This is a genomic window from Rhodococcus opacus (assembly GCF_012396235.1).
In the GTDB taxonomy this organism is placed as follows: Bacteria; Actinomycetota; Actinomycetes; order Mycobacteriales; family Mycobacteriaceae; genus Rhodococcus_F; species Rhodococcus_F opacus.
In genome coordinates this window covers 125,812-150,309 of the sequence record NZ_JAAXPA010000014.1, presented here as the reverse complement: position 1 = coordinate 150,309, position 24,498 = coordinate 125,812, and the positions used below count along the sequence as shown (strand labels likewise).

At 68.3% G+C, this 24,498-nt stretch carries 29 protein-coding genes; 15 read left to right on the top strand and 14 right to left on the bottom strand.

The genetic code is table 11. From position 1 onward, the window contains the following. Positions 1-16: 16 nt before the first annotated feature. Entirely contained in the window at positions 17-1,057 is a 1,041-nt protein-coding gene (gene rsgA / locus HGB39_RS20175; protein WP_005562531.1) for a ribosome small subunit-dependent GTPase A, read from the bottom strand. Next, positions 1,003-2,319, bottom strand: a complete 1,317-nt coding sequence (aroA, locus tag HGB39_RS20170; protein ID WP_005259732.1) for a 3-phosphoshikimate 1-carboxyvinyltransferase — start codon at positions 2,317-2,319, stop codon at positions 1,003-1,005. The genes rsgA and aroA overlap by 55 nt, the downstream gene beginning before the upstream one ends. 78 nt (positions 2,320-2,397) lie before the next feature. On the opposite strand from aroA, the gene HGB39_RS20165 reads away from it, so the two are divergent. After that, complete coding sequence (locus HGB39_RS20165) at positions 2,398-3,156, top strand: SOS response-associated peptidase (RefSeq protein ID WP_043787757.1); 759 nt, start codon at positions 2,398-2,400, stop codon at positions 3,154-3,156. Here HGB39_RS20165 and ybaK read toward each other — a convergent pair. Further along, positions 3,143-3,637 (bottom strand): Cys-tRNA(Pro) deacylase, encoded by a 495-nt coding sequence (gene ybaK / locus HGB39_RS20160; RefSeq protein WP_005259729.1) that lies wholly within the window; start codon positions 3,635-3,637, stop codon positions 3,143-3,145. The two genes, HGB39_RS20165 and ybaK, sit on opposite strands and share 14 nt — an antisense overlap. Positions 3,638-3,735: 98 nt before the next feature. Here ybaK and HGB39_RS20155 point away from each other — a divergent pair, with 98 nt between their 5' ends. Next, positions 3,736-4,473: a sigma-70 family RNA polymerase sigma factor gene (locus HGB39_RS20155; RefSeq protein WP_051055340.1), complete on the top strand. Its 738-nt coding sequence runs from the start codon at positions 3,736-3,738 to the stop codon at positions 4,471-4,473. Further along, on the top strand, positions 4,470-4,751 hold the full coding sequence (gene rsrA / locus HGB39_RS20150; RefSeq protein WP_005240092.1) for a mycothiol system anti-sigma-R factor: 282 nt from the start codon (positions 4,470-4,472) through the stop codon (positions 4,749-4,751). The genes HGB39_RS20155 and rsrA overlap by 4 nt, the downstream gene beginning before the upstream one ends. Before the next feature lie 70 nt (positions 4,752-4,821). On the opposite strand, the gene HGB39_RS40245 is transcribed toward rsrA, so the two are convergent. Next, complete coding sequence (locus tag HGB39_RS40245; RefSeq protein ID WP_022597109.1) at positions 4,822-4,896, bottom strand: 50S ribosomal protein bL37; 75 nt, start codon at positions 4,894-4,896, stop codon at positions 4,822-4,824. A gap of 94 nt (positions 4,897-4,990) precedes the next feature. Here HGB39_RS40245 and HGB39_RS20145 point away from each other — a divergent pair, with 94 nt between their 5' ends. Together HGB39_RS20145 and HGB39_RS20140 are read left to right on the top strand one after the other, a co-directional pair. Next, positions 4,991-5,206, top strand: coding sequence for a biotin/lipoyl-binding carrier protein (locus HGB39_RS20145; protein WP_005240095.1), 216 nt, complete (start codon positions 4,991-4,993; stop codon positions 5,204-5,206). 17 nt (positions 5,207-5,223) lie between these two features. Next, a complete protein-coding gene (locus HGB39_RS20140) occupies positions 5,224-6,726 on the top strand; it encodes a sensor histidine kinase (protein WP_005259727.1) in 1,503 nt (500 codons plus the stop codon). A 60-nt stretch (positions 6,727-6,786) separates the two neighbouring features. Here HGB39_RS20140 and HGB39_RS20135 read toward each other — a convergent pair whose 3' ends face one another. Beyond that, a complete protein-coding gene (locus tag HGB39_RS20135; RefSeq protein WP_005240099.1) occupies positions 6,787-7,041 on the bottom strand; it encodes a WhiB family transcriptional regulator in 255 nt (84 codons plus the stop codon). Between the two features lie 239 nt (positions 7,042-7,280). Next, complete coding sequence (locus HGB39_RS20130; RefSeq protein WP_005259726.1) at positions 7,281-8,237, bottom strand: diacylglycerol/lipid kinase family protein; 957 nt, start codon at positions 8,235-8,237, stop codon at positions 7,281-7,283. A 76-nt stretch (positions 8,238-8,313) separates the two neighbouring features. On the opposite strand from HGB39_RS20130, the gene HGB39_RS20125 reads away from it, so the two are divergent. Beyond that, positions 8,314-8,751 (top strand): hypothetical protein, encoded by a 438-nt coding sequence (locus tag HGB39_RS20125; protein WP_005259725.1) that lies wholly within the window; start codon positions 8,314-8,316, stop codon positions 8,749-8,751. On the opposite strand, the gene HGB39_RS20120 is transcribed toward HGB39_RS20125, so the two are convergent. Both HGB39_RS20120 and HGB39_RS20115 read right to left on the bottom strand, forming a co-directional pair. Further along, on the bottom strand, positions 8,748-9,227 hold the full coding sequence (locus tag HGB39_RS20120) for a GNAT family N-acetyltransferase (protein ID WP_005562526.1): 480 nt from the start codon (positions 9,225-9,227) through the stop codon (positions 8,748-8,750). The genes HGB39_RS20125 and HGB39_RS20120 overlap by 4 nt on opposite strands. After that, the gene (locus tag HGB39_RS20115) at positions 9,224-9,838 is read right to left on the bottom strand and encodes an acid phosphatase (protein ID WP_005562524.1); all 615 of its coding nucleotides are present in this window, start codon (positions 9,836-9,838) and stop codon (positions 9,224-9,226) included. Before HGB39_RS20115 ends, HGB39_RS20120 begins: the two co-directional genes overlap by 4 nt. A 69-nt stretch (positions 9,839-9,907) precedes the next feature. Here HGB39_RS20115 and HGB39_RS20110 point away from each other — a divergent pair, with 69 nt between their 5' ends. Further along, on the top strand, positions 9,908-10,705 hold the full coding sequence (locus HGB39_RS20110) for a ParA family protein (RefSeq protein ID WP_005562521.1): 798 nt from the start codon (positions 9,908-9,910) through the stop codon (positions 10,703-10,705). Here HGB39_RS20110 and HGB39_RS20105 read toward each other — a convergent pair. Together HGB39_RS20105 and HGB39_RS20100 are read right to left on the bottom strand one after the other, a co-directional pair. After that, complete coding sequence (locus HGB39_RS20105) at positions 10,677-11,507, bottom strand: SDR family oxidoreductase (RefSeq protein WP_005562519.1); 831 nt, start codon at positions 11,505-11,507, stop codon at positions 10,677-10,679. The two genes, HGB39_RS20110 and HGB39_RS20105, sit on opposite strands and share 29 nt — an antisense overlap. An 8-nt stretch (positions 11,508-11,515) precedes the next feature. Further along, positions 11,516-12,346, bottom strand: a complete 831-nt coding sequence (locus tag HGB39_RS20100; protein ID WP_005562517.1) for an NAD(P)H-dependent oxidoreductase — start codon at positions 12,344-12,346, stop codon at positions 11,516-11,518. A gap of 98 nt (positions 12,347-12,444) precedes the next feature. Here HGB39_RS20100 and HGB39_RS20095 point away from each other — a divergent pair, with 98 nt between their 5' ends. Both HGB39_RS20095 and HGB39_RS20090 read left to right on the top strand, forming a co-directional pair. Next, entirely contained in the window at positions 12,445-13,431 is a 987-nt protein-coding gene (locus HGB39_RS20095; protein ID WP_005562515.1) for a GlxA family transcriptional regulator, read from the top strand. Positions 13,432-13,486: 55 nt separating this feature from the next. After that, a complete protein-coding gene (locus tag HGB39_RS20090) occupies positions 13,487-13,900 on the top strand; it encodes a VOC family protein (protein WP_043787750.1) in 414 nt (137 codons plus the stop codon). 9 nt (positions 13,901-13,909) lie between these two features. On the opposite strand, the gene HGB39_RS20085 is transcribed toward HGB39_RS20090, so the two are convergent. Next, positions 13,910-15,124, bottom strand: coding sequence for an Rv3212 family protein (locus tag HGB39_RS20085; RefSeq protein ID WP_005562512.1), 1,215 nt, complete (start codon positions 15,122-15,124; stop codon positions 13,910-13,912). Positions 15,125-15,133: 9 nt separating this feature from the next. After that, complete coding sequence (locus HGB39_RS20080) at positions 15,134-16,768, bottom strand: DEAD/DEAH box helicase (RefSeq protein ID WP_005562510.1); 1,635 nt, start codon at positions 16,766-16,768, stop codon at positions 15,134-15,136. Between the two features lie 322 nt (positions 16,769-17,090). On the opposite strand from HGB39_RS20080, the gene HGB39_RS20075 reads away from it, so the two are divergent. Then, positions 17,091-17,771 carry a ferritin-like fold-containing protein gene (locus HGB39_RS20075; protein WP_005240122.1) on the top strand — a complete coding sequence of 227 codons (681 nt, stop codon included), beginning with the start codon at positions 17,091-17,093 and terminating at the stop codon, positions 17,769-17,771. Between the two features lie 112 nt (positions 17,772-17,883). Then, complete coding sequence (locus tag HGB39_RS20070) at positions 17,884-18,114, top strand: DUF3107 domain-containing protein (protein WP_005259708.1); 231 nt, start codon at positions 17,884-17,886, stop codon at positions 18,112-18,114. 57 nt (positions 18,115-18,171) lie between these two features. On the opposite strand, the gene fasR is transcribed toward HGB39_RS20070, so the two are convergent. Then, entirely contained in the window at positions 18,172-18,843 is a 672-nt protein-coding gene (gene fasR, locus HGB39_RS20065; RefSeq protein ID WP_005259707.1) for an HTH-type transcriptional activator FasR, read from the bottom strand. A gap of 224 nt (positions 18,844-19,067) precedes the next feature. On the opposite strand from fasR, the gene HGB39_RS20060 reads away from it, so the two are divergent. From HGB39_RS20060 to HGB39_RS20050, 3 genes are all read left to right on the top strand, one after another. Continuing rightward, positions 19,068-20,207: a DUF3152 domain-containing protein gene (locus HGB39_RS20060; protein WP_005562509.1), complete on the top strand. Its 1,140-nt coding sequence runs from the start codon at positions 19,068-19,070 to the stop codon at positions 20,205-20,207. 134 nt (positions 20,208-20,341) lie between these two features. After that, the gene (moeZ, locus tag HGB39_RS20055) at positions 20,342-21,526 is read left to right on the top strand and encodes an adenylyltransferase/sulfurtransferase MoeZ (RefSeq protein ID WP_005240132.1); all 1,185 of its coding nucleotides are present in this window, start codon (positions 20,342-20,344) and stop codon (positions 21,524-21,526) included. A gap of 82 nt (positions 21,527-21,608) precedes the next feature. Further along, positions 21,609-22,463: a TIGR02569 family protein gene (locus HGB39_RS20050; RefSeq protein ID WP_005562508.1), complete on the top strand. Its 855-nt coding sequence runs from the start codon at positions 21,609-21,611 to the stop codon at positions 22,461-22,463. Here the strand turns inward: HGB39_RS20050 and HGB39_RS20045 are convergent. Beyond that, positions 22,460-23,125 (bottom strand): FadR/GntR family transcriptional regulator, encoded by a 666-nt coding sequence (locus HGB39_RS20045; protein WP_043787748.1) that lies wholly within the window; start codon positions 23,123-23,125, stop codon positions 22,460-22,462. The two genes, HGB39_RS20050 and HGB39_RS20045, sit on opposite strands and share 4 nt — an antisense overlap. A gap of 11 nt (positions 23,126-23,136) precedes the next feature. Between HGB39_RS20045 and HGB39_RS20040 the strand changes: the two genes are divergently transcribed. Beyond that, a complete protein-coding gene (locus tag HGB39_RS20040; protein ID WP_005562506.1) occupies positions 23,137-24,387 on the top strand; it encodes a CynX/NimT family MFS transporter in 1,251 nt (416 codons plus the stop codon). Positions 24,388-24,498 lie beyond the last annotated feature (111 nt).

Here is a 24,498-nt window from a genome sequence, read left to right as displayed (position 1 = left end):
CGACGCGGTTCGTCCCTCACCAGGCTTCGTTGGACGCGATGGCCGTGAGGAGGTGACGGACCGCGTCGACGCGTTTGGCGGCCTTGCCCTCCAGCCGGTCGAGCGCGCATTCCGGGTCTGCGGGCGGGCCGAGGTGGGTGCACCCCCTCGGGCAGTCCTCGATGGCCGCGGCCAGATCGGAGAACGCGGCCACCACGTTCTCCGGGGAAATGTGGGCCAGTCCGAACGACCGGATGCCGGGGGTGTCGATCGCCCAGCCGCCCGTCGGAAGCGGCAGCGCCACCGATTGCGTGGACGTATGCCTGCCCTTGCCGACGCCGGAGACCACGCCGACGGCCCGGTCGGCGTCGGGCACGAGGCGGTTGACGAGAGTCGACTTCCCGACCCCCGAGTGGCCGATCAGCGCGGTGAGCCGGCCCGACAGCATCGACAAGACCTCGTCGACCGGATCGTCGCGACCGGCCACGACGACGGGGACGTCGAGGTCGGCGAACGCGCTCGCGAACTCCTCGGGCGGCTCGAGATCGCTCTTCGTGAGGCACACGATGGGACTCAATCCGCCCGCGTACGCGGCGACGAGCGCACGTTCGACGAATCCCGTCCGGGGCGGCGGGTCGGCGAGCGCCACGACGATCAGCAGCTGCTGGGCGTTGGCCACGACGATCCGCTCGTACGGATCGGTGTCGTCGGCGGTGCGTCGCAGCACCGTGGAGCGTTCGGCGACCCGCACGATCCGCGCCAGGGTGTCGGGCTTGCCGGACAGATCACCGACGACACTCACCTCGTCGCCGACCACGATGGGGGTGCGGCCCAGTTCCCGGGCGCGCATGGTGACGAGGGGACGCTCGGGGTCGCCGCCCAGCACGCAACCCCACCGGCCGCGGTCGACCGAGACGACCATCGCCGACTCCGCGGCGAGGTGCTCCGGCCGGGTCTTCGTGCGCGGGCGCGTTCCTCGGCCCGGGCGTACCCGGACGTCGGACTCGTCGTACTGCCTGCGACTCAGAAGCTCGCCTTCCGTTCGGTGCCCGCGGCCGCGGACAGCATTGTGGCCCACAGGTTCTCGAAACCGGGCAGGGTCTTGGCCGTGGTGCCGACGTCCTCGATCTCGATGCCGTCGACCCGCAGCCCGACGATGGCGCCCGCGGTCGCCATCCGGTGGTCGGCGTAGGAGTGCCACGTCCCACCGTGCAGGTCCGCCGGGACGATCGTGAGGCCGTCCTCGGTCTCGGTGACGTTCCCGCCCAGCGAGTTGATCTCGTGTGCGAGCGCGGCCAGCCGGTCGGTCTCGTGACCGCGCAGGTGCGCGATGCCCCGCAGGTGCGACGGGCCGTCCGCGAGTGCGGCGAGCGCCGCCACGGTCGGGGTGAGTTCGCCCACGTCGTGCAGGTCGATGTCGATGCCGGTCAGCTGCTGCGGACCACGGACGGTGAGGTTCGCGCCGTCCAGCCGGACGTCCGCGCCCATCGCCAGGAGGATTTCCCGGATCGCGTCGCCTGGTTGCGTCGTCCTGCTCGGCCACAGGGGAACGGTCACCTCACCGCCGGTGACGGCGGCGGCGGCCAGGAAGGCGGTGGCATTCGACAGATCGGGCTCGATCGCCCGGTCGACGGCCCGGACGACACCGGGGCTCACCCGCCACGTGTCGGCCTCCCCGCCCGTCGCCGGGGTCGTGACCTCGACACCCGACTCGCGCAGCATCTCGACCGTCATGTCGATGTGCGGCATGGACGGGACCGTCTTGCCGTCGTGATGGACCGTGACACCCTCGTCGAACGCGGCCGCCGACAGCAGCAGCCCGGAGACGAACTGTGACGAGCCGGACGCGTCGATGGTGACCCGTCCACCGCGCAGCGAGCCCGCACCGCGGACCGTGAACGGGAGGGAATCGCCGTCGATGTCCGCGCCGAGACCGCGCAGCGCATCCAGGATCGTGTCGAGGGGCCGGGTGCGCGCCTGCTCGTCCCCGTCGAAGTGAACCGTTCCGCTCGCGAGCGCCGCGACCGGCGGAAGGAACCGCATGACGGTGCCCGCCAGTCCGCAGTCGACCGCACCGCCCCGGAGTCGTCCGGGGGTGACCCGCAGCGTCGTGTCGGCGCCGACCGTCTCGATGCTGATGCCGAGCGTGCGGAGCGCGCCGATCATGAGGTCGGTGTCCCGGCTGCGCAGTGCCCCGGTGAGGGTGGACGGACCGTCCGCGAGTGCGGCGAGGATCAGCGCGCGATTGGTGATCGACTTCGATCCGGGGAGGGCGACCGTCGCGACGACGGGCGCTTCGGCACGGGGGGCGTTCCACAGGCTCAGGCTCACGGTCTCCATCTTCGCCTATCGGGCGGGTCGCGGGGCGGGGTGGGCGGCGTGTCGCGGGTGTCGGTGGTTCGTGCCACTCTGGTGGGCATGTGCGGCAGGTATGCGACCACTGCGAATCCGGCGACACTCGCGGCCGACCTCGATGCGATCAACGAGGCGGGCGAGGAGGAGAGTCCGCCCGACTACAACGTGGCGCCCACCACGCAGGTCCTGACGGTCGTCGACCGCCACGACGCCCGGCGGATCCGGCGGATGCGGTGGGGGCTCGTGCCGTCGTGGACGAAGGAGCTCGGCAAGGGGCCGGTGCTGTTCAACGCGCGAGCGGATTCGGTCGACAACAAACCGGCCTTCCGGAACGCGTTCAAGTACAAGCGCTGCCTCGTTCCGATGGACGGCTGGTACGAGTGGCAGACCGAGGTCGATGCGGCGGCCGCCGGGAAGAAGTCGGGCAAGGCGAAGAAGATCCCGTACTACATGTCGCCGGAGGACGGCTCGCGCCTGTACATGGCCGGGCTGTGGTCGGTCTGGCACGATCCCGCGGTCGCGGAGTCGCCCCCGGTTCTGAGCTGCAGCATCATCACGGTCGACTCAGCCGCCCAACTCGAGAACGTGCACGACCGGATGCCGCTGGTGATGCCCCGCGACCGCTGGACCGCATGGCTCGATCCCGAGCATCCCGCGTCGACGGATCTGCTCGAGGTGTCACCCGACGCCATCGCCGATATCACCGTCCGGCGGGTGTCCACGCTGGTGAACAGTGTGAAGAACAACGGACCGGAACTCCTCGACCCGGACGCGGCCGGTCGTGACGAGGCACAGGTGGGGGAGCAGATCAGCCTGCTGTGACCGCCGCGGTGACGGCGCCGCTGAGCCGCACCAGGTCGGCGGGCGCGAGTTCGATCTCGAGTCCGCGCCTGCCGGCGCTGCACAGCACCCGGTCCCAGTCGAGAGCCGACGCGTCGACGACCGTCGGGAGTGCCTTGCGCTGGCCGAGCGGTGAGATGCCGCCGAAGACGTACCCGGTGGAGCGCTCCGCCTCGGTGCGTTCCGCCATCACGGCCTTGCCCGCGCCCAGCGCCGCGGCCGCCGCCTTCAGCGACAGTTTCTCCGGCACCGGCACGACCGCCACCGCCAGCTTGCCGGTGTCGAGTTTGATCACCAGCGTCTTGAAGACCTGGTGGGCGGTGACGCCGACCGTCTCGCCCAGGGCGTCGACGGCCTCCGAACCGTACGATTCCGCCCGCGCATCGTGCGCGTAGCTGTGCACGTTGTGGTCGATGCGGTGTTCGACGAGCAGCTTCGTCGCGGGAGTGGCAGTTCCGGCCATGGACAGACACTCTGCCACGCGGTCGGGAACACAGCGGACGCGAGGCGTGTTGGTACCTGCAGAAGAACAGTGCATCGAAGGGAGTGGTCCGTATCGTGATGTCCTCGGTGATGGAGCCCACGTCGCGTTTGCAGTTGGCGGTAACGTTGACGCCCACGGCGACCGAAGGGATCAGCGTGCAGGAACATGACCGTCCGACGGCAGACCAGGCCGAGCCACAGGACGAGTTGATCGCGCGTTTCGAAAGGGATGCGCTCCCACTTCTGGATCAGCTGTACGGCGCTGCTCTGAGGATGACCAGGAACCCGGCGGACGCCGAGGACCTCGTGCAGGAAACGTACGTGAAGGCCTACACGGCGTTCCGTTCGTTCCGCGAGGGCACCAACCTCAAGGCATGGCTGTACCGGATTCTCACGAACACGTACATCAACTCGTACCGCAAGAAGCAGCGCCAGCCCGCGCAGTACCCCACCGACGAGATCACCGACTGGCAGCTGGCGGCGACGGCGGAACATTCGTCGACCGGTCTGCGGTCCGCCGAGGTCGAGGCCCTGGACGCGCTCCCCGACGACGACATCAAGGAAGCACTCCAGGCCCTGCCGGAGGAGTTCCGGATGGCCGTCTACTACGCCGACGTCGAGGGATTCCCCTACAAGGAGATCGCCGAGATCATGGGCACCCCGATCGGGACCGTGATGTCGCGACTGCACCGCGGGCGCAAGCAGCTCCGGGGTCTGCTCGCCGATGTCGCACGCGAACGTGGATTCAACCGTGGGGGCACCGACGAGGTGCCCGGCGACAGTGTAGTGAGCACGGAGCAGGAGGTTTCTCGGTGAGCGAGCAGGACGAATTCGAGCAGCTCGACTGCTCCGCCGTCATCGCGGACGTCTGGCTGATGCTGGACCGTGAATGCGACGAGGCGTCGAGGGCGCGGCTGCAGAGGCACCTCGACGAGTGCGGGTCGTGCCTCGAGGCGTACGGGATCGAGGAGAAGGTGAAGAGCCTCGTGAACCGCAAGTGCGGTGGGGAGCACGCGCCGGAAAGTCTGCGTCAGAGGCTCTCCATCGAGTTGCGGCGGACAATCCTGATCACGAACACCGAACCAGACGCATAACTCGTCAGAACAGCAATCAGGGGCCGGAAAGCATCGCTGCTTTCCGGCCCCTGGTGCGTTCTACGGCGCGTCAGGCGTTGGGACGCTTGCCGTGGTTTGCGGCGTTGCCCTTGCGACTGCGCTTCTTACGACCACGCTTACCCACGAGTAGATCTCCCTTCTTTTCACCACAGTCTTCCACGTGTGGTTGGGTGTCCTTGCAACAGGGCTTTCTCGACACCCGGGAGTGAAGGATCACAATGGCAGAAGACGTGCGCGCCGAAATGGTTTCGACGGTGTATCAGGTTGTGGTGAGCGCGGGTGACGAGGTGAAGGAGGGTGACACCCTCGTCATCCTGGAGTCGATGAAGATGGAGATCCCCGTCATCGCCGAAGAGCCCGGCACGGTCACCTCCGTGGACGTCAAGGTCGGCGACGTGATCCAGCAGGGCGATCTGATCGCTGTCATCTCCTGAGCTGACACCCACCGACGATGTCCACACTGAGTGACCTGCTCGCCGAACACACCGACCTGCCCGGCGAGGCCGTCGATCATCTCCAGCGCGTCGTCGGTGAATGGCAGTTGCTCGCCGACCTCTCCTTTGCGGACGTTCTGCTCTGGGTCGGAACGGATTCCGCGGCCACCAACCCCACCGGCACCGTGATCTGCGTCGCGCACTGCAGACCCACCACCGCGTCGACCGCGTTCCCGGAGGACGTCGTCGGGACCGTCGTGTCGGAGTCGGAACACCCGCAGGTGCTGCAGGCGCTGCTCGAGGGCCGCGTCGTGCGCCCCGAGGACGGCGGCGGGCACGAGGGTCTGCCGCCGCGCGGAGAGGCGGTCCCGGTGCGGTGGAACGGCGAGGTGATCGCGGTCCTGAGCCGGGACACCAACCTGTCGCACCAGCGGGCGCAGAGCCCGCTCGAGGTCGCGTATCTCGACTGCGCCGAGGATCTGTGCCAGATGATCAGCGACGGCACCTTCCCGATCCGGGAGGCCCGGTCGGACACCAACTCGAGTCCCCGTGCCGGCGACGGCTTCATCCGTCTCGACACCGACGGCAGCGTGGTCTACGCGAGTCCCAATGCGCTGTCGGCCTACCACCGGATGGGTCTGAGCTCGGACCTGATCGGTCAGAACCTCGCCGCCACCACGCGCTCGCTCGTGACGGACCCGTTCGAGTCGCAGGAGGTCGCCGGGTACATCCGCGACACCATCGCCGACAAGCCGGGTCGTCGCATGGAGATCGAAGCCAGGGGAGCGACCGTGCTGCTCCGGGCGCTGGTCCTCAAACCCGGCGGGAAGCGGGTGGGCGCCGCTGTCGTCGTGCGGGACGTCACCGAGGTGAAGAGGCGGGATCGCGCCCTGCTCAGCAAGGACGCGACGATCCGCGAGATCCATCACCGGGTGAAGAACAATCTGCAGACCGTGGCGGCGCTCCTGCGACTGCAGGCCCGGCGCACCAACAACGAGGAAGCCCGGCAGGCGCTGAGCGAATCGGTGCGCCGCGTCACCTCGATCGCCCTGGTGCACGACACACTGTCGATGTCGGTGGACGAGGAAGTGAACCTCGACGAGGTCGTCGACCGCCTCGTGCCGATCCTGTCGGACGTGGCGACGGTGAGCACGCCGATCAAGGTCCGCCGGGAGGGTAGCTTCGGCGTGTTCTCCGCGGAGCGGGCCACGCCACTGGTGATGGTGCTGACCGAACTCGTGCAGAACGCGATCGAGCACGCCTTCGAACCCGGCGCGCCGGGGACGGTCACCATGAGGGCCGAACGCTCCGCGCGGTGGCTGGACGTCGTGATCCACGACGACGGCAGGGGATTACCACCCGGTTTCAGCCTCGAGCGGTCCGACCGTCTCGGTCTGCAGATCGTCCGGACCCTGGTGGCCGCCGAGCTGAACGGTTCCCTCGGGCTGCATCCCGGGGCGGACGGTGGCACGGATGCCGTGTTACGCGTACCGCTGGGCCGTCGTGGGCCCCGGTACTGACCGGCGGGCAAGCAAAAGGCCCGGCACCATGTGGTGCCGGGCCCGTCTCCTTCTGAAGTGTCAGACGGTGGTGCGGGCACGCGTCCGAGCGTTGCGGCGCTTGAGTGCGCGTCGCTCGTCTTCGCTCATGCCGCCCCACACACCGGCGTCCTGGCCCGACTCGAGTGCCCACGAGAGGCATTCGGCGGTCACCGGGCAGCGGTTGCAGACAACCTTGGCATCAGCAATCTGCGCGAGGGCCGGACCGCTGTTGCCCACAGGGAAGAACAACTCGGGGTCTTCGTCGCGACAGATTGCCTTGTGGCGCCAGTCCATCCTTCTGCTCCTTAACTGGGTGCGAAATGCACCGTTTCGTCTTCATGAGTTCATGTGTGCGTAGAGAATGTTTCCGCACTGTTGCTTGTGAATGCTTTCACGAACTGGCGGGATGTCAATAGAAAACCGCCGCACCGTGGGGGAGCTCACGTACTTAGGCTGCCCTTCGAGGCGCGCCGTCCTTTGTACCTCGTGCAGGCACTTCCCGCTAGGTGAAAACGGGGATTCTCGAGAATTGCTCAGGGTCGCGCCGGGGCGACCACATCCAGCGCCTCGGGCACCGACACGAACTCGACGACATTGCGCAGTCCGATGTAGTCGCCGTCCATCTGCAGTCCGATGGGCTCCGACGCGGAGATCCGCACGGACGGCACGTCGTCGACCCGGACCAGCTTCTTCGCCTTCGGACGGGTTCCGGGAGTCAGCAGCTGGCGGGCCACCCGCAGCGTGGTGAGGATCGCGGTGGACCGCATCGCGAAGACACCGAGGCCCGTGTCGTAGGTGGTGTCGGGATTCGTGTGCACTTCCCGCTTGTTCAGATACGTCCAGGGACTCGCGTTCGACACGAATGCGTAGTGGACACCCTCGACCGGGTCGTGATCGGGAACCTCGACGGTGAGCGTCGGCTCCGCATATTTCGACCGGAAGAACACGCGCACCGCCGCGCGGACATATTGCGCCGGTGTGGCCGGGCGCCCGTTCTTGCGGTGCATGTCGACCGCCTCACACACCTGGGCGTCCCAGCCGAGGCCGGCGTTGAACGTGAACCAGCGGTTGTCGCAGTGCGCGAGCCCGATCCTGCGCCGCTGCCTGCGGGCGAGCAGATCGATGAGCTGGTTGGTGGCGTCCACCGGGTCCGGCGCGATGCCGAGCGAGCGGGCGAACACGTTCGCCGACCCGCCGGGGACGACGGCGATCGGGGGAATCGGCCCCACCGTCACCGCGCTCATCGACTTCGGTACCGGGGTGCCGAGCAGTCCGTTTACCACCTCGTTCACGGTGCCGTCGCCGCCGTGGACGATGATCAGACCCATCCCGTCCACGCAGGCCTGCTGCGCCAGTTCGGCGGCGTGGCCGCGGTGTGCCGTGTGCGCGACCGTCAACCGCACCCGGCTCGACAGTGCATGGGCGAGGAGATCACGCCCGGCCGGGGTCGTCGATGTGGCATTGGGGTTGACGATCAGCAGCGCGCGCACGGGGCCCAAGCCTAGCGGGGGCGGCACGTGTCACCGTCCGAGGCCGCCGGCGACGGGGTGTTCTAGGCTGGCCGACGTGCCGAAGCCGTCTCTCAGCAAGTCCACGCCCACCACGGTCCGCGCGGCGGGCGCCCTGGTGTCGCTCGAGGGCGCGGTGGCGGTCGGCGTCGCCGTGGTGCTGGTGATCCGGGGACTCCTCGGGCACGACCAGAGCGTCAGCAGTGGATACGGCACCGCGGCCTGGTTCGCGATTCTCGGCGGCGCGGTGTTCGCCGCCGGGCTCGCCCTGATCTTCGGCCGGCGCTGGGGGCGGGCGATCGCGATCGTCGCCCAACTCCTCCTGCTACCGGTGGCGTGGTCGCTGCTCACCGATTCGCACCAGCCGTTCTTCGGTGTGCTGCTCGGAGTCGTGGTCGTGGCGGCCCTCGGGTGCCTGTTCAGCAGTCCCACGTCGAAGTGGATGGCTGCCGAGTACGGCCAGGAGGCCGACGCCGACAACCCGTCGGACCGCTAACTCACCTCGGACGCGAGGCGGGCGAGCGGATCCCCGGTGAGCCGATACGTGGTCCATTCGTCCTGCGGGTGCGCGTCCAGCGACTCGTAGAACGCGATCGACGGCTTGTTCCAGTTGACCACCGACCACGACAGTCGCGTGTAGCCGTTGTCGACGCACTCCTTCGCGAGTGTGGCGAGCAGGGCCTTGCCGTGCCCGGAACCGCGCTCCGACGGGCTGACGAACAAGTCCTCGAGGTAGATGCCGTGCGTTCCGTCCCAGGTGGAGAAATTCCGGAACCACACCGCGATCCCGACGACCCGGTCGTCGTCGTTCGCCGCGACGTGGGCGAAGGTCGACGGCTGCGGACCGAACAGGGCGTCGTCGATCTGGTCGGCGGTGACGGTGCACTCGTCACGGGCCCGCTGGTGTTCGGCGAGTTCGTAGATCATCGCGGTGATCGCAGAGACGTCCTCGGGTACTGCGCGTCTGATCATCGGGCACCTTCCTCGCTCGTGACGTTGTGGCTGACCACCTGTTGTGCCCCGTGCTCGAAGCCGAGGACGGAGTACGCACCCGGCGACATCGCGAACCGGCGTCCCTCGCTGATCGGAAGCTCCGCCCAGCGGGCGATGAGCGCGCGCGAGAAGTGTCCGTGCCCGACGAGGATCACGTCACGGTCCACGAGTTGCGAATGCGCGACGGACAGGACGAGGTCGCACCGGGTGTGCACCTGCTCGGCCTGCTCACCGCGAGGGCACGGGTGCGTCCACACGGTCCAGTCCGGCACCTGCTGCCTGATCTCGGGGGTCGTCATGCCCTCGTAGATCCCGTAATCCCATTCGGCGAGCGCGTCCCAGGTGCGCTGAATCTTCAATCCCGCCAGCTCCGCCGTCTCCCGGGCGCGTTGCCGCGGACTGACGATGACGAGGGGGTCGCGCAGTTCGAGGGCGTCCATCGCCGGACCTATCCGCCGCGCCTGGGCTTCACCCAGTTCGGTGAGGTGGACGTCGGTTCGACCGGTGTGTTTACCCCAACGGGCCCATTCCGTTTCGCCGTGTCGGAGGAGGACGATCCGACGGCCGCGCGGCGAATCACTGGGTGGCATCCATCCATCATGGCAGTCAATCTGCGTGTATGGCTCGCCTCCGGGGACGAAGTAGGTAAGGATCGAGCCGTGACAACGGTTCTTGCAGTGGCAAATCAGAAGGGTGGGGTCGCGAAGACCACCACGGTCGCTTCTCTCGGCGCAGCCCTCGTGGGGCTGGGCCAGAAGGTTCTGGTGGTGGATCTCGACCCGCAGGGATGCCTGACGTTCTCCCTCGGGCACAACCCGGACCGCCTGGACGCCTCCGTCCACGAGGTGCTGACAGGTGATCTGGCGGCGCAGGAGGCCGTGATCGACACCGAGGACGGTGTCGCTCTCCTGCCTGCGACGATCGACCTCGCGGGTGCGGAAGCGTTGCTGCTCATGCGTCCCGGTCGCGAGTTCGCCCTCAAGCGCGCTCTGGCGCCGCTGCTGGACGACTACGACACGATCATCATCGACTGCCCGCCGTCTCTCGGTGTGCTCACGCTCAACGGGCTCACGGCGGCGCAGTCGGTACTGGTGCCCCTGCAGTGTGAGACGCTCGCCCACCGCGGTGTGGGGCAGTTGCTGCGGACGGTCACCGAGGTACAGCAGATCACCAACCCCGACCTGGTGCTGCTCGGAGCACTGCCGACGCTGTACGACGCACGCACGACGCACAGCCGGGACGTGCTCTCCGACGTGTCCGACCGCTACAACCTGCCGGTTCTCGCTCCGCCGATCCCGCGGACGGTGCGATTTGCGGAGGCCACGGCGTCGGGTGCCACCGTGCTGGCGGGGCGCAAGAACAAGGGTGCCCAGGCGTACCGGGACCTGGCCGAGAATCTCGCCAAGCACTGGGCGGGATCCGAGCTCGCTACGTTTTCGCCTGGAAGTGCCGAGTAAGTTCTTCCGGCGTCGGATTCCACGCGGCGGGCCAATCCTGTTGGCGTAACTGGGCGTCCGTGCCCCCGTCGGCGAAGACGACGCTGCCGCAGAACAGTGTCGAGCCCGGTCCGAGCAGGAACTCGACGAGCGCGGCGATCTCGTCCGGACGTCCGCGCCTGCCCAGCGGCACCGGATAGAAGTCCAGCGCCTTCGCCAGTTCGGGGTCGAGGTCGTCGCCGCTGGTCATCGGCGTGTCGATCATTCCCGGCGCGATCGCGTTGAGTCGTATGCCGTTGCCGATCCACTCCGGCCGTACCGCTTCACGCCGAATCCACCAGGCCAGCGCGAGCTTGGACGCCGGGTACGCAGGGATGGCGGTCACCTGGTCGCCGATGCGCACCGCCTCCGTCTCGTCGCCGTCGAGGCACGCGGTCACCAGATTCTCGGGAATCCCCGGCTGCGTGGTGGTGCTGCTCGACGAGATCACCACCACCGAGGCGCCGCCCGCGCGCTCGAGGGCGGGCTTCAGGGCCGTCACGAGTTCCACGGCCCCGAAGTAGTTGACCGCGACGAGCCTGCCGCCCGGGACGTGCGACAGCGAGCCGAGTCCGGCGCAGCAGACGAGACCGTCCACGACTCCGCCGCTCGCCTCGGACACGGCGTCGGCCGCCGCGGTTCGTCCGCCGGGGGTCGACAGGTCGGCGGTCACGTCGGTGTGTGCGAGGTCGACTCCGATGACGGTATGACCGCCGGACTCGAGCGTGCGGCGGCTCGCCGCCCCGATGCCCGAGGCGGCGCCGGTGATCACGTAGGTTGCCATGCCGTGAATTAGAACACGTTACAGATCGCGGTGGTGCGGACTTCGGACTCCGATTCACGCGTGCCGGAATCCGCGTCGGCGTAGTGGGCGCGCAGTCCCGTGACGCCGGGCGCCCGGTCCTCGTGCAGCACGAACCGGGCGTCGTAGTCGCCGCCGTTCTGGGAGCGGAAAGGCAACGGCGCGTCGGTGAACAGGCCGGACAGGCGATCGATCAACCGGGCCGCGACACCCGGATAGTGCTCGGCGGGCAACCGGTCCGCGCTGTCGATCAGAACCGGGGGCACCACCGACATCCCCGTGTACCAGAAGATTCCGTGGTGGATCGGGAACAGGAGTTCGTCCATCTGGCCGTTGATCCCACGCGGGCCCGCACTGTCGGCGCTGCCACCGAAACTGACGACCGTCATCGCGCGCTTGCCGGCCAGGGTGCCGTCGCCGTACCGCCGGGTGGAGCCGTCCTCGCTGCGCAGTCCGTAGCCGTAACCCTCGACGAAGACCCGGTCGAACCAGCCCTTGAGGATCGCGGGCATGCCGTACCACCACAGCGGGAACTGCACGATCACCGCGTCGGCCCACGCGAGCTTGCGCTGCTCGGCGCGGATGTCGGGGGCCAGGGTGCCCTCGGTCAGGGCCCGGCCCGACCGCGCGCCGACGAGGAGGCGGTGGTGGGGGTCGTGTCCGAAATCGCCAGCCGTCACCACCGGGTTCCATCGCATCTCGTACAGGTCCGATGTCCGGATGTCGTGGCCGGCACCGCGCAGGGCCGCGAGGGCGTCGCCGCGGAGGGCCGCGTTCAGGGACTTCGGCTCGGGATGTGCCGATACCCACAGGATCTTCATGGTTCACCTTCCGCTCGGTCGTCCTGACCCTCCGATCATGGACGCGGGGCTGCGGTCGCGACAGTGGCCGATGAGACGATATGTGAAATAATCGGGCCATGTCCGAATCGAGAGGCGGGCGGACCGGGCGCCGTCATCGCGTGGTCGTGTTCGTGCGCGACGGTCTGCTCCCGATCGAGTTCGGGATCGTCCACCGACTGTTCGGTGAGGCGCGGTCGCGGGACGGCGAGCCGCTGTACGAGGTCCTCACGTGCGCCCTCACCCCCGGCGAGGTCCGGACCGACACCGACGTGACGCTCTCGGTCGAGCACGGTCCGGCGCTGCTCGGCACGGCCGACACCGTCGTGATCCCGGCATCCGATCAGGACTACGACCCTCCGGAGGGCGGACGCCTGCCCCGTCGCCTCGCGGACGCCCTCGCGCACATTCGCCCGGACACGCGGGTGGCATCGATCTGCACGGGCTCGTTCGTCCTCGCGGCGGCCGGCCTGCTCGAGAAACGGCGTGCCACGACGCACTGGAAGTCGGCGGACGCGTTCCGGCGGCTGTACCCCGACGTGCACCTGGACCCCGGCGTGCTCTACACACACGACGGCAGCGTGCTCACCGCCGCCGGCGTCGCATCCGGAATCGATCTGTGCCTGTACATGATTCGTCTCGACCACGGTGCGTCGGTGGCCAACGAGGTGGCACGGGGAACGGTCGTGCCCCCTCATCGCAGCGGCGGTCAGGCGCAGTTCATCACCGAGCCCGTCCCGGAGGCCGACGGTGCGTCCACGGCGCGAGCGCGGGCCCGGGCGCTGTCGCATCTCGATCAACCGCTGTCGCTGCGGGAGCTGGCCGCGTGGGAGTCGATGAGCGTGCGCACGTTCACCCGGCGATTCCGGGCCGAGACCGGGATGTCGCCGACTCAGTGGATTCTCGAACAGCGGATCATCCGTGCCCGCGAACTGCTGGAGAACACCGACCTGCCGGTGGACGGCGTGGCCGCGGCTGCGGGATTCGGCACCGCGACGTCGCTGCGACAGCTCCTCTCGCGCACGGTCGGCGTCTCGCCGTCCGCATACCGCGCCACTTTCCGTTGACGGCATGCTCATTCGTCCAAGTGCGGGGGGAGTGCACGGCGCTAACGTCGGGGCCATGACAGTCTCGGATACGCCTCGAAGCAACACCCTGACGATGCGGGCGCAGCCGCTCCTCGCCGTCGACGACGTCGAACGCGCAGGCGAGTGGTACCGGAAGGTCCTGGACGCGCGCAGCGGCCACGGCGGACGGGACTACGAGCAACTCCTCGTCGACGGGCACATGATCCTGCAACTGCACCGGCTCGACGAGGGCCACCACCACGGCACCCTCGGCGACCCTGCGCTCCCGCGGGGAAATGGGGTGGCGATCTGGTTCGAGACCCCCGACTTCGACGGCACCGTCGCGCGGGTGCGGGAGGTAGGTGCCGACGTGGTCACGGACGTGCACGTCAATCCCAATGCGGGACATCGCGAGATCTGGATCCGCGACCTCGACGGCTATCTGGTGGTGTTCGCCGAACCCGGGTGAGGGGCGACCTCAGCGCAGCGCCACGACATCATCGCCGCGTTGCTCGAGCACGATGTCGCCGGCCACCGTCGTGATGATCGGCCCCGCCGCGGCGTCACGCGTCACCGGGATCGTGCGAAGCAACGCGCCGGTCGACAGGTCGAGCACGGCGATGCCGGATTCCACCGGGACCAGCAGGTTTCCGGCCATCACAGCTCCCGGGCCGAGAGCGCCGGGGAAGATCCAGCGCGGTGCGAGATCGGATGCGCCGAGCGACACCACGTCCGTACCGGTCCACCAGGTGACCACCGAACTGCTCGTCGACGTGACGGGATCCGGTCCGACCCGTTGGGAGAGCGCGTATTCGGACACGGCGTTGCCGGTGCCGTCGAACAGGCCGATCCGCGGTCCGTACGACGTGCCCGCGGGGAGGTAGACGGCCGTGGTCTCGCCCGACACCCCGAGGATGCGCGCACCCTCGACACCGGCATCCACCCCCGCCAGGACGCTCGACCCGTACTCCTCGGGCTCCTGATTGTCCTTCGGCGACGGGTTCATGACCGTCAGACGATCGGCCACCTCGCCGGGGCAGCGCTCGAGAACGGACAGCCTGCTGCTGCTCGAACCGACGTCGATCAGCGTGCATCCGGCGCGTGGCTGTTTCTTGGGATTCACGGGCGCGTCCACCCGTCCGTATTCGACGGTGCGGACGAGGTCGGAGCGCCACAATTCCAGCCTGCGGTCGCCGAGGGACGCCACATACGTTCCGTCGGCCTTCAACGTCACCTCGGAATCGGCGTCGCTGCTCCGCTGCGCCAGGCGCTCGCCGGTACCACCGTCGAGTTCGGTGACCTGGGAGCAACCGCGGTCGTCGCGGTAGACGGCCACGACCTTCTCCCACGACGCCGTCACACCGCACAGGTCGAGATCACGCTCGTACCGCCACAGCTCGGTACCCGACATCCGGTCCCGTCCCACGACGTCCCCGCCGTCCGCGGTGACGACCGCACCACCGACGGCGAGGGGTGCGGTGGTGGCGGAACTGGCGGAATCCCAGATCGGGTTCAGCGTCTCCGGAACCGTCAGGGCTGTGACGAGCGCAGGCGGCGGTTCGGCGGCGGTGACCGAGGTGGTGCCCCGGGCATCGCTGCGGAACCACACCACGGTGAGGGCGACCACGACCGCAACGGCGATTGCGGCAGCGACGACGAGATCGGCGCGCGAGCGCCGCTCAGGTGCCAGCACGGTGGCTGTTTACTCCGCGTTCGTCGCGGCGGCGCCGACCTTCGTGGTCCGGCGGCGACGACGCCGGCGGGGCTTGGAGGCACCCTCGCCGTCGGTGTCCCCGCTCGAAGCGGCGGATTCGGGTGCCGTCGGCTCCGGCGACACGGACTTGGGTCCCACGGAGTCCGCGGGGCGGCCACCACGGGTGCGGCGGCGGGTGCGGGTGCGGGCCGGACGCTCCGTGCGCTCGGCCTTCTCGCCCCGCTCGGAATCGGTGTTCTCGCTCTGCTCCGTGCCCGTCTTCTCACTCGGCTCGGATGCGACCTTCTCCACCCGGGGGCGCTTGATCGTGCCGGTCGCGCCGGCCGGGATCGACAGCTCCTCGAACAGGTGCGGGGAGCTGGAGTACGTCTCCGCGGGATCGGGGATGCCGAGGTCGAGAGCCTTGTCGATGAGCTGCCAGCGGGGGATGTCGTCCCAGTCCACCAGCGTCACGGCGATGCCGGTGCGGCCCGCCCGGCCGGTGCGGCCGATCCGGTGGACGTACGTCTTCTCGTCCTCCGGGCACTGGTAGTTGATCACGTGGGTGACGTCGTCGATGTCGATACCGCGGGCCGCGACGTCCGTTGCGACCAGCACGTCGATCTTGCCCGTGCGGAACGCCTTCAGCGCCTTCTCGCGAGCGACCTGATTGAGGTCGCCGTGGACCGAGCCGACGGAGAAACCGCGCTCGGCGAGATCGTCGGCGACCTTCTGGGCGGTGCGCTTGGTGCGGGTGAAGATCATCGTCGCACCGCGGCCGTCGGCCTGCAGCACGCGGGCCACCATCTCCGCCTTGTCGAGTGCGTGCGCCCGGTAGATGTGCTGGCTGGTCCGGTCGTGCACCGCCGAGTCGTCGGCCTGCTCGGCGCGGATGTGCGTCGGCTGGGTGAGGAACGTGCGGGCGAGCGTGATGATCGGACCCGGCATGGTCGCCGAGAACAGCATCGTCTGCCGCTTGTCCGGCACCATTCCGAGGATGCGCTCGATGTCGGGCAGGAAGCCCAGGTCGAGCATCTCGTCGGCCTCGTCGAGGACGAGGACCTCGACCTTGCCCAGGATCAGATGACCCTGGTTGGCGAGGTCGAGCAAACGGCCCGGGGTGCCCACGACGACGTCGGCGCCCTTCTGGAGCGTCGCGATCTGCGTCTCGTAGGGGCGGCCACCGTAGATGGCGAGGACCTCGAGCTTGTTCTTCTCGCCCTTCAGGTACTTCGCGGCGCCCTCGAGGTCCTTCGTGACCTGGATGCACAGCTCGCGGGTGGGGACGATGACCAGCGCGCGGGGAGTGCCGTCGAGTGCGGCCGTCCCGGTGGTGCCACTGGAGATGCGGTGGAGAAGCGGGACGCCGAAACCGAACGTCTTGCCCATGCCCGTGCGGGCCTGACCGATCAGGTCGTCGCCGGCGAGGGCGAGGGGGAGCGTCAGCTCCTGGATTGCGAACGTGCGCTCGATGCCGATCTCGTCGAGAGCGCGGACGATCTCGTCACGAACTCCGAGCTCGGCGAAGGTGGGGGCGACGTGCGTGGAGTCGAGTTGCGCCGACAGCGTGGTCTCGGTTGCGTCGTCTTCATGGTCGACAGTGATCTTGCTCAGGGGACTGGCCTTCCTCGTAGCTGCACGCACGCACGAGGTAAGGGCCAGGCCGCTGGTCGGCCCGATTTCCCAGTCGACGCTCGTCGATGTCCTCTTCCGAGTCGATCCTGCCTCTGCCTCAGCGCAGAAATCGAAGATTTCGGCGAGGCGCGGCTGGGACCGTCGATCAGGTGCGCGCACATTATCGGTGGGAACCGCTGATCGGATCGTGATCGATCATCACTCAAACCGCGTTCTCCGTGGAGGCGAACGTGGTGACGAGCGGTTGCCCATGATCATTGTAGCCGGAGAACGCCCCAGAACCGGTTACGCATGGCAAACATCACTGGCTGACACACTAGGCTGTGGCGCCATGGAGCCCAACACGCCTGCATCCTCTGATTCCACCATTCCCGCTGATCACCCCGGCGTCAGTGAACTCTTCGCGGTCCTCGCGTACGGCGAGATCTCCGCGTTCTACCGGCTGTCCGAGGACGCGCAGATGGCGCGGACCCTGCAGGGCAAAGTGGCGCTCGCCAGCATGGCGGCCGCCGAGATGGGCCACTTCGAGATGCTCGAGAAGGCGCTGACCGCGCGTGGGTTCGACATCTTCGAGGCGATGGATCCGTTCGTCCGCGCCCTGGACAACTACCACGCGTCCACCACCCCGTCGACGTGGCTCGAGGCACTGGTGAAGGCGTACGTCGGTGACGGGATCGCCGCCGACTTCTACCGCGAGATCGGGCACTCGCTGCCCGCCGAGGTCTCGCGGACGGTCGAGGAGGTGCTTTCGCAGACCGGCCACTCGGAATTCGTCGTCCACGAGGTGCAGCAGGCGATCAAGGCCAGCAACCGCGACAAGGACCGCCTCATGCTGTGGGGCAGGCGACTGCTCGGCGAGGCCATCACCCAGGCACAGTTCGTCCTGGCGCAGCGGGAGGCGCTGACCGAACTCGTCATCTCCGCGTCCGGCGACCTCAACGGTGTCGTCGCGCTCTTCGATCGCATGCAGGAGATGCACGCCGAACGCATGGCCGTGCTCGGGCTCGTGTGAGGTGTGACGGCATGTTCGCTCAGGGCACAGCCCGCAGACGCGCACCGGCGGCGGCCGCTGCATTAGCCTTGCCAGGACAGCTGATGTTTCTCGGAGAGTTCGGAGGTTGACCGTGGAGGTCAAGATCGGTGTAATCGACAGCCCGCGTGAGCTCATCGTCAGCAGCGAGCAGACCCCGGACGAGGTCGAGACATTGGTCTCGGACGCCCTCACCGGTGGCGACGGGATCCTGTCTCTGCAGGACGACAAGGGACGCAAGTACCTCGTGCAGTCCAGCAAGATCGCCTACGTGGAGATCGGCCCGTCCGATATCCGCAAGGTCGGATTCGCGCCGACCAAGTGAACACACGAGAAAGGGCCCGCAGTCGACTCGACTGCGGGCCCTTTCTCGTGCACGGTGCTAGCGCTGTTCGGGATGCAGCGGCACGCGGGACAGACCGCCCCACGCGAGCGTGACCGTCGTGTCGACCGCTTCTTCCTTCGGGATCGGGCGCGCCGCCTCGAGCCAGTACCGCGCGGTGAACTGGCTGGCGCCGACCAGGCCGACAGCGAGGATGCGGGCGCGGTAGGGGTCGAGACCGGAGTCGTGGCTGACGAGGTCGAACACGGCGTCGACGCACGCCTCGGTGGCCTGCTCGACGCGGCTCTGCACCTGCGGTTCACCCATGAGGTCCGACTCGAACACGAGCCGGAATCCCTGCGAGTCGTTGTCGACGAAGTCGAAGAACGCCTGCACCGCGGCGCGGACACGCTGCTTGTTGTCCGTGGTCGAGCGCAGTGCCTGCCGGACGCCGGAGATCAGGCTGTCGACATAGCTCTGCAGCACCGCCACGTACAGCTCGAGCTTGCCGGGGAAGTGCTGGTAGAGGACGGGCTTGCTCACACCGGCGCACTCGGCGATCTCGTCCATACCGGCAGCGTGGTATCCGCGTGTGACGAAGACCTCGCTGGCTGCGGCGAGTAGCTGCAGTCGCCGGGCGTCGCGGGGGAGTCGCGTGCTGCGACGGGCCCCGGTGCCCTTTCCGGGGGTGGCATCGCGATCGGAGTTCGTCCGATCCGCGAGTTCAGTCATAGCGCTTCCAATCTGCACAAGTATTCCGCGTCACATTCTGTGTAACTGTGTGAACGATACCCGCGCGTAGTGAACCGTTCATGGTGGACTCGCTGGACTCGCCCGGTCAAGCATATTGCCTGACCGGTAACTGGGACCAGGTAGGGGGCGGGGGCGCCAGGTGATCCGGGTAGCCGCGACGTTGCGGATCGCATCCGCGTGACACGCCGAATGACCTGCGGACGGTGCGCTGGGACGAGGCGGTGCCGGACTGTGAGATTCTGGGCTGCGTGACTGACCGAGGAGGACCGCGTGTTCGCGGCCGGGCTCCCCAGAGCTCCGAGGACGGGGAGCGACGATCGCGCAGCATCGACCAGCGTGACGTCCGTCCCCGCGCTTCGCAGTCGGCACCGAAGGCGCAGTCGCATCAACCGCTCCGCGCGCAATGGGACCCGACCAGCCGCGACGTCGGCAGGCCCCGGAACCCGCGCCCCGAGCGGCAGGCGAGGAAGCAGAGTCGCATCGGCCGGTTCGTCTCCACCTACGGTTGGCGGGCCTACGCGATCCCGATCCTGCTGGTGGTCACGGTTCTCGTCGTGGTCGACGCGGTCCGGGACACCGGCGGTGGCAGCGAGACGACGGCCGAGACCGACACCCCCGGATTCGGCACCCTGTCCCGGGACACCGACGGTTCGAGCGTCATCGGGATCCCGCCGGAGGCCGACGGTAACTTCGCCGCCGAACTTCCCGCGGGCGCGCTGCCCGAGGGAGGTCCGTTCACGGCGGTCGGCGCTGGCACCTGGCACGTGGTTCCTGGAAGCGGGACCAAGGTCGGGCAGGGCACCGAACGCGAATTCACGTACAGCGTCGAGATCGAGGACGGGGTCGACACGTCCGGATTCGGCGGCGACGAGTCGTTCGGGCGGATGGTCGACCAGACGCTGTCGAATCCGAAGAGCTGGACGAAGGACCCGCGGTTCGCGTTCCGCCGCGTCGACCAGGGCGACCCCGACTTCCGGGTGTCGCTGACGTCGCAGATGACCATCCGCGAGGCGTGCGGCTACGACATCCAGCTGGAGGTGTCCTGCTACAACCCCGGAATCGATCGCGTCGTCCTCAACGAGCCGCGCTGGGTGCGCGGTGCCATCGCGTTCCAGGGCGACATCGGGTCGTACCGGCAGTACCAGATCAATCACGAGGTCGGGCACGCCATCGGCTACCAGGACCACCAGCCGTGCGAGACCGAAGGCGGCCTCGCGCCGGTGATGATGCAGCAGACGTTCGGGACGGCCAACAACGACATCGCGCAACTCGACCCCGAGGGAATCGTCCCGATGAACGGTCTGACCTGCCATTTCAATCCGTGGCCGTTCCCGAGGGCGTGAGCCGGGCCCGCCCCGCGCGACTGCCGGCGGGAGGGGAAGAATGGACCCCGTCGGAACGTTGAAGTCAATGCTGTCCGACACATCGGAAGCTGTCGCGCAATCGTCAGGAGTGGACCGTGTCGCTTGACCGTTCTGTGAAGACCACCGAGGCACTGCCGCCACTGGTGGAACCGGACGCCGAACTTTCCCGCGACGAGGTGGCGCGGTACAGCAGGCACCTGATCATCCCGGACGTCGGCATGGCGGGGCAGAAGCGTTTGAAGAACGCGAAGGTCCTCGTCATCGGCGCGGGCGGCCTCGGCTCACCCGCTTTGCTCTATCTTGCGGCGGCCGGTGTCGGGACACTCGGCATCGTCGAGTTCGACGAGGTCGACATGTCGAATCTGCAGCGACAGGTGATCCATGGCCGGTCCGACGTGGGCCGTCCCAAGGCCGAGAGTGCGCGCGACTCGATCCGTGAGATCAACGACAACGTCGACGTCCGGTTGCACGAGTTCCGGCTCGAGCCCGACAACGCCGTCGAATTGTTCGAGCAGTACGACCTGATCCTCGACGGCACCGACAACTTCGCCACCCGGTACCTCGTCAACGATGCCGCCGTCCTCGCGCACAAGCCGTACGTGTGGGGCTCGATCTACCGATTCGAGGGCCAGGCGTCCGTGTTCTGGGAGGACGCGCCGAACGGTCGCGGACTCAACTATCGCGACCTGTACCCGGAGGCGCCCCCGCCGGGCATGGTCCCGTCGTGCGCCGAGGGCGGGGTGCTGGGTGTGCTCTGCGCGTCGATCGGTTCGATCATGGCCACCGAGGCGGTCAAGTTGATCACCGGCATCGGGGAGTCGCTGCTCGGGCGACTGATGGTCTACGACGCACTCGACATGACCTACCGCACCATCACACTGCGCCGGGATCCGGCGCGGACCCCCGTCACCGAACTGATCGACTACGACGCGTTCTGCGGCGTGGTGTCCGACGAGGGGCAGGCGGCGGCGGCCGGTTCGACCATCACGGCCACGGAGCTGCGCGATCTCCTCGACTCCGGCAAGGACATCGAACTGATCGACGTGCGCGAGCCGGTCGAGTGGGACATCGTGCACCTGCCCGGTGCGGTGCTGATCCCGAAGGACCGCATCCTGTCGGGCGAGGCGCTGTCGGAGCTTCCGCAGAACAAGCCGATCGTGCTGCACTGCAAGACCGGGGTCCGGTCGGCGGAGGCGCTGGCCGCGCTGAAGAAGGCCGGCTTCTCCGACGCCACGCATCTGCAGGGCGGCGTGATCGCGTGGGCGAAACAGGTCGACACCAGCCTGCCTGTCTACTGACCTTCGTCGTGGCGTGATTGCCCGTCCCCGGGCCAGCGCGCCTTGCGCTGTCCCCGGCCCACCCGGCGGTAGCGTTGAGTCCGTGAGCACAGGCCAACCCCCTCAACACGTGTGCTCCACGTTCGGCCTCCGGGAAGTCGAGCCCATCCCACTCGGTGCGGACTGGGACGGCGGGTGGCTCTGTGGAGACGTAGTCCTGTCAGCCGTCGCCGACCACGCGCGCGCCGCGTGGTCCGCCAAGGTCCGCGAGACGCTCGAGGTGGACGGGGTGCGGCTTGCGCGTCCCGTGCGGTCCACCGATGGCAGGTATGTGGTGTCCGGGTGGCGCGCCGACACGTTCATCGAGGGCACACCCGAGCCGCGTCACGACGAGGTCGTGTCGATGTCGGGGCGGCTCCACGCCGCGACCTCGCAGCTCGACCGTCCCCGGTTCCTCGTCCAACCCCCGGTCGCGCCGTGGGCGGAGGTCGACGTGTTCGTGGCGGCGGACCGGGCCGCCTGGGAGAAGATCCCGCTGCGCAGCGCGAAGGGTGCCGAACAGCTCGAGACGCCGTCCCCCGACGGTCGCAAGAGCCTGGAACTGATCACCGGGCTCGCGACGCTGCGCAAGCCCGTCACCAGCCCGGACCAGTTGGTGCACGGGGACCTGTTCGGTACCGTCCTGTTCGCCGGTGCCCTCGCGCCCGGGATCACCGACATCACCCCGTACTGGCGTCCCGCGTCGTGGGCGGCGGCGGTGGCCGTGGTGGATGCGATTTCCTGGGGTGGAGCCGACGAGGCCCTCATCGGCCGTTGGGAAGATCTGCCCGAATGGCCGCAGATGCTTCTGCGTGCGGTGCTGTTCAGGCTCGCCGTCCACGTGCTGCACCCCCGCTCGACCGCAGAAGCGTTTCCCGGACTCGCCCGCACGGCCGACGTGGTGCGCCTCCTCCTCTAGGTGAGTAGCTCCGCGAACAGATCGCGGGCGGCCGTGGTCGCGGCGGACTCGTCCCCGTCGATCACCGCCCGGATCAGACGCCCGTGCTCGTCGTGGAACCCCGCGCCGGTCGCGTGCACGTGCCGGTCGACGGTCTGGGCGATCGAGGGCAGTAGCGAGTCGTAGAACTCCAGATACACGGCGTTGTGACTCGCTTCGACGATCGCGCGGTGCAGGCTGATGTCCGCCGCGACGGCGGCCTCCGTGTCGGATTCGGCCCAGCACCGGGAGCGTTCGTCGAGGAGGTTCTGCAGGCGAGCGACGTCGTCCGGGGTGCGGCGCCGGGCGGCGAGGGCGGCGGCGGTGACGTCGAGCGCCTGCCGCAGTTCCGTGACGTCGCGCTCGTGCGCGCCGGCGAAGTACTTGCCGAGTGTGCCCCCGACGTCGGAGGTGGCGACGACGTACGTGCCGGATCCCTGCCGCCGTTCGAGCAGCCCGGTGTGGACGAGCGCCTGCACTGCCTCGCGGACGGTGTTGCGTCCGGTTCCAGTGAGGTCGGACAGCGCGGTCTCGGTGGGGATCCTCTCGCCGACCGCCCACCGACCACTGCAGATCTCGTCGCGCAGCTGCTCGGTGACCTGTGAGATCAGACTCGAACGGCGCACGGGTTTTCCAAAGGTCATCCTGTCATCCTATGATTTATCTCGTGACTCTTCTACGCGGCCGCCTCCTCGTCTTCTGTGCGATCGCCATGTCTGCCCTCGTGCTGAGGCTGGCGGTCACCTCGTTCACCCCGCTGGCCTCGCAGATCCGGGAGGACATCGGGTTCTCACCGACCGTCGTCGGGGTGTTCGGGATGGTGCCGACGGCCATGTTCGCGCTGTTCGGACTGGGAACGCCGCTCATCGCCAAGCGGTGGGGCCTGGAACGGACCGCCCTCGTCGCGATGCTGATGGCCGCGGTCGGCATGCTCACGAGAGCCCTGATGAGCGACACCTGGTCGTTGCTGGCACTGTCGGCGCTCGCGCTGGCCGGCATGGGCATCGGCAACGTGGTGATTCCGCCGCTCGTCAAGCGTTACTTCTCCGACCGGCTGGCCGTGATGAGCTCGGTGTACATCGTCGGCGTGCAGATCGGCACCATCGCGCCCGCCTTCGTGGCCGTCCCGCTCGCCGAGGCCTTCGGCTGGCGGTTCTCGATCGGCGTCTGGGCGCTCCTCGGCTTCGCCGCGGCGGTCCCGTGGATTTTCCTTCTCACCCGCGAACGACGTCGCGCCGTGGTCGTGACCGCGCAACCGCCCGCGGATGTGCCGGCCGACCGTCCCCACGGGAAGGCCTGGCGATCGCCCGTCGGCTGGGGAATGGCCGGCATGTTCGGGATGACGTCGATGATCACGTACTCGATGTTCACCTGGATCCCCGACATCCTGTCCGACGCCGGCGCGAGCGAGGCGTTCGGGGGAGCCATGGTCGGTCTGTTCTCGTTCATGGGTCTCGTCGCGGCGTTCGGGGCCCCCACGCTGTGTGCCCGGATGCGCAACCCGTTCCCGATCGTGATCGGGTGTGCGGTCTGTTACCTCGTGGCCTTCAGTGGACTGCTGCTCGCCCCGATGAGCGCGCCGATCCTGTGGATCGTGCTGCTCGGGCTCGGGCCCAGCACGTTCCCGATGTCGCTGACGCTGATCAATCTCCGCACGCGCAGCCACATCGGCTCGGCGACGCTGTCCGGTTTCACCCAGGGAGTGGGTTACGCCGTCGCGTGCCTCGGGCCGTTACTGTTCGGGGTGTTCCACGATGCCTCCGGCGGGTGGACCCTGTCGTTCGGATTCTTGACGTTCGGTGTGGTGATCCTCCTCATCGCAGCGTTCCAGGCGTGCAAGCCGCGCATGCTCGAGGACAGCTGGCACGTCGATTCCGAGCCTGAGGACGCTCTTCGACACGCCTAGGAAACATGCAGGAAACCTCACATCAGCCTGGCTGAAAAGTGAGGATCAGTTGACGTTGTGGTCACCGACCGCAGCACCGCCGCAACACCGGTTTTCTACCTTTGGGTCTCC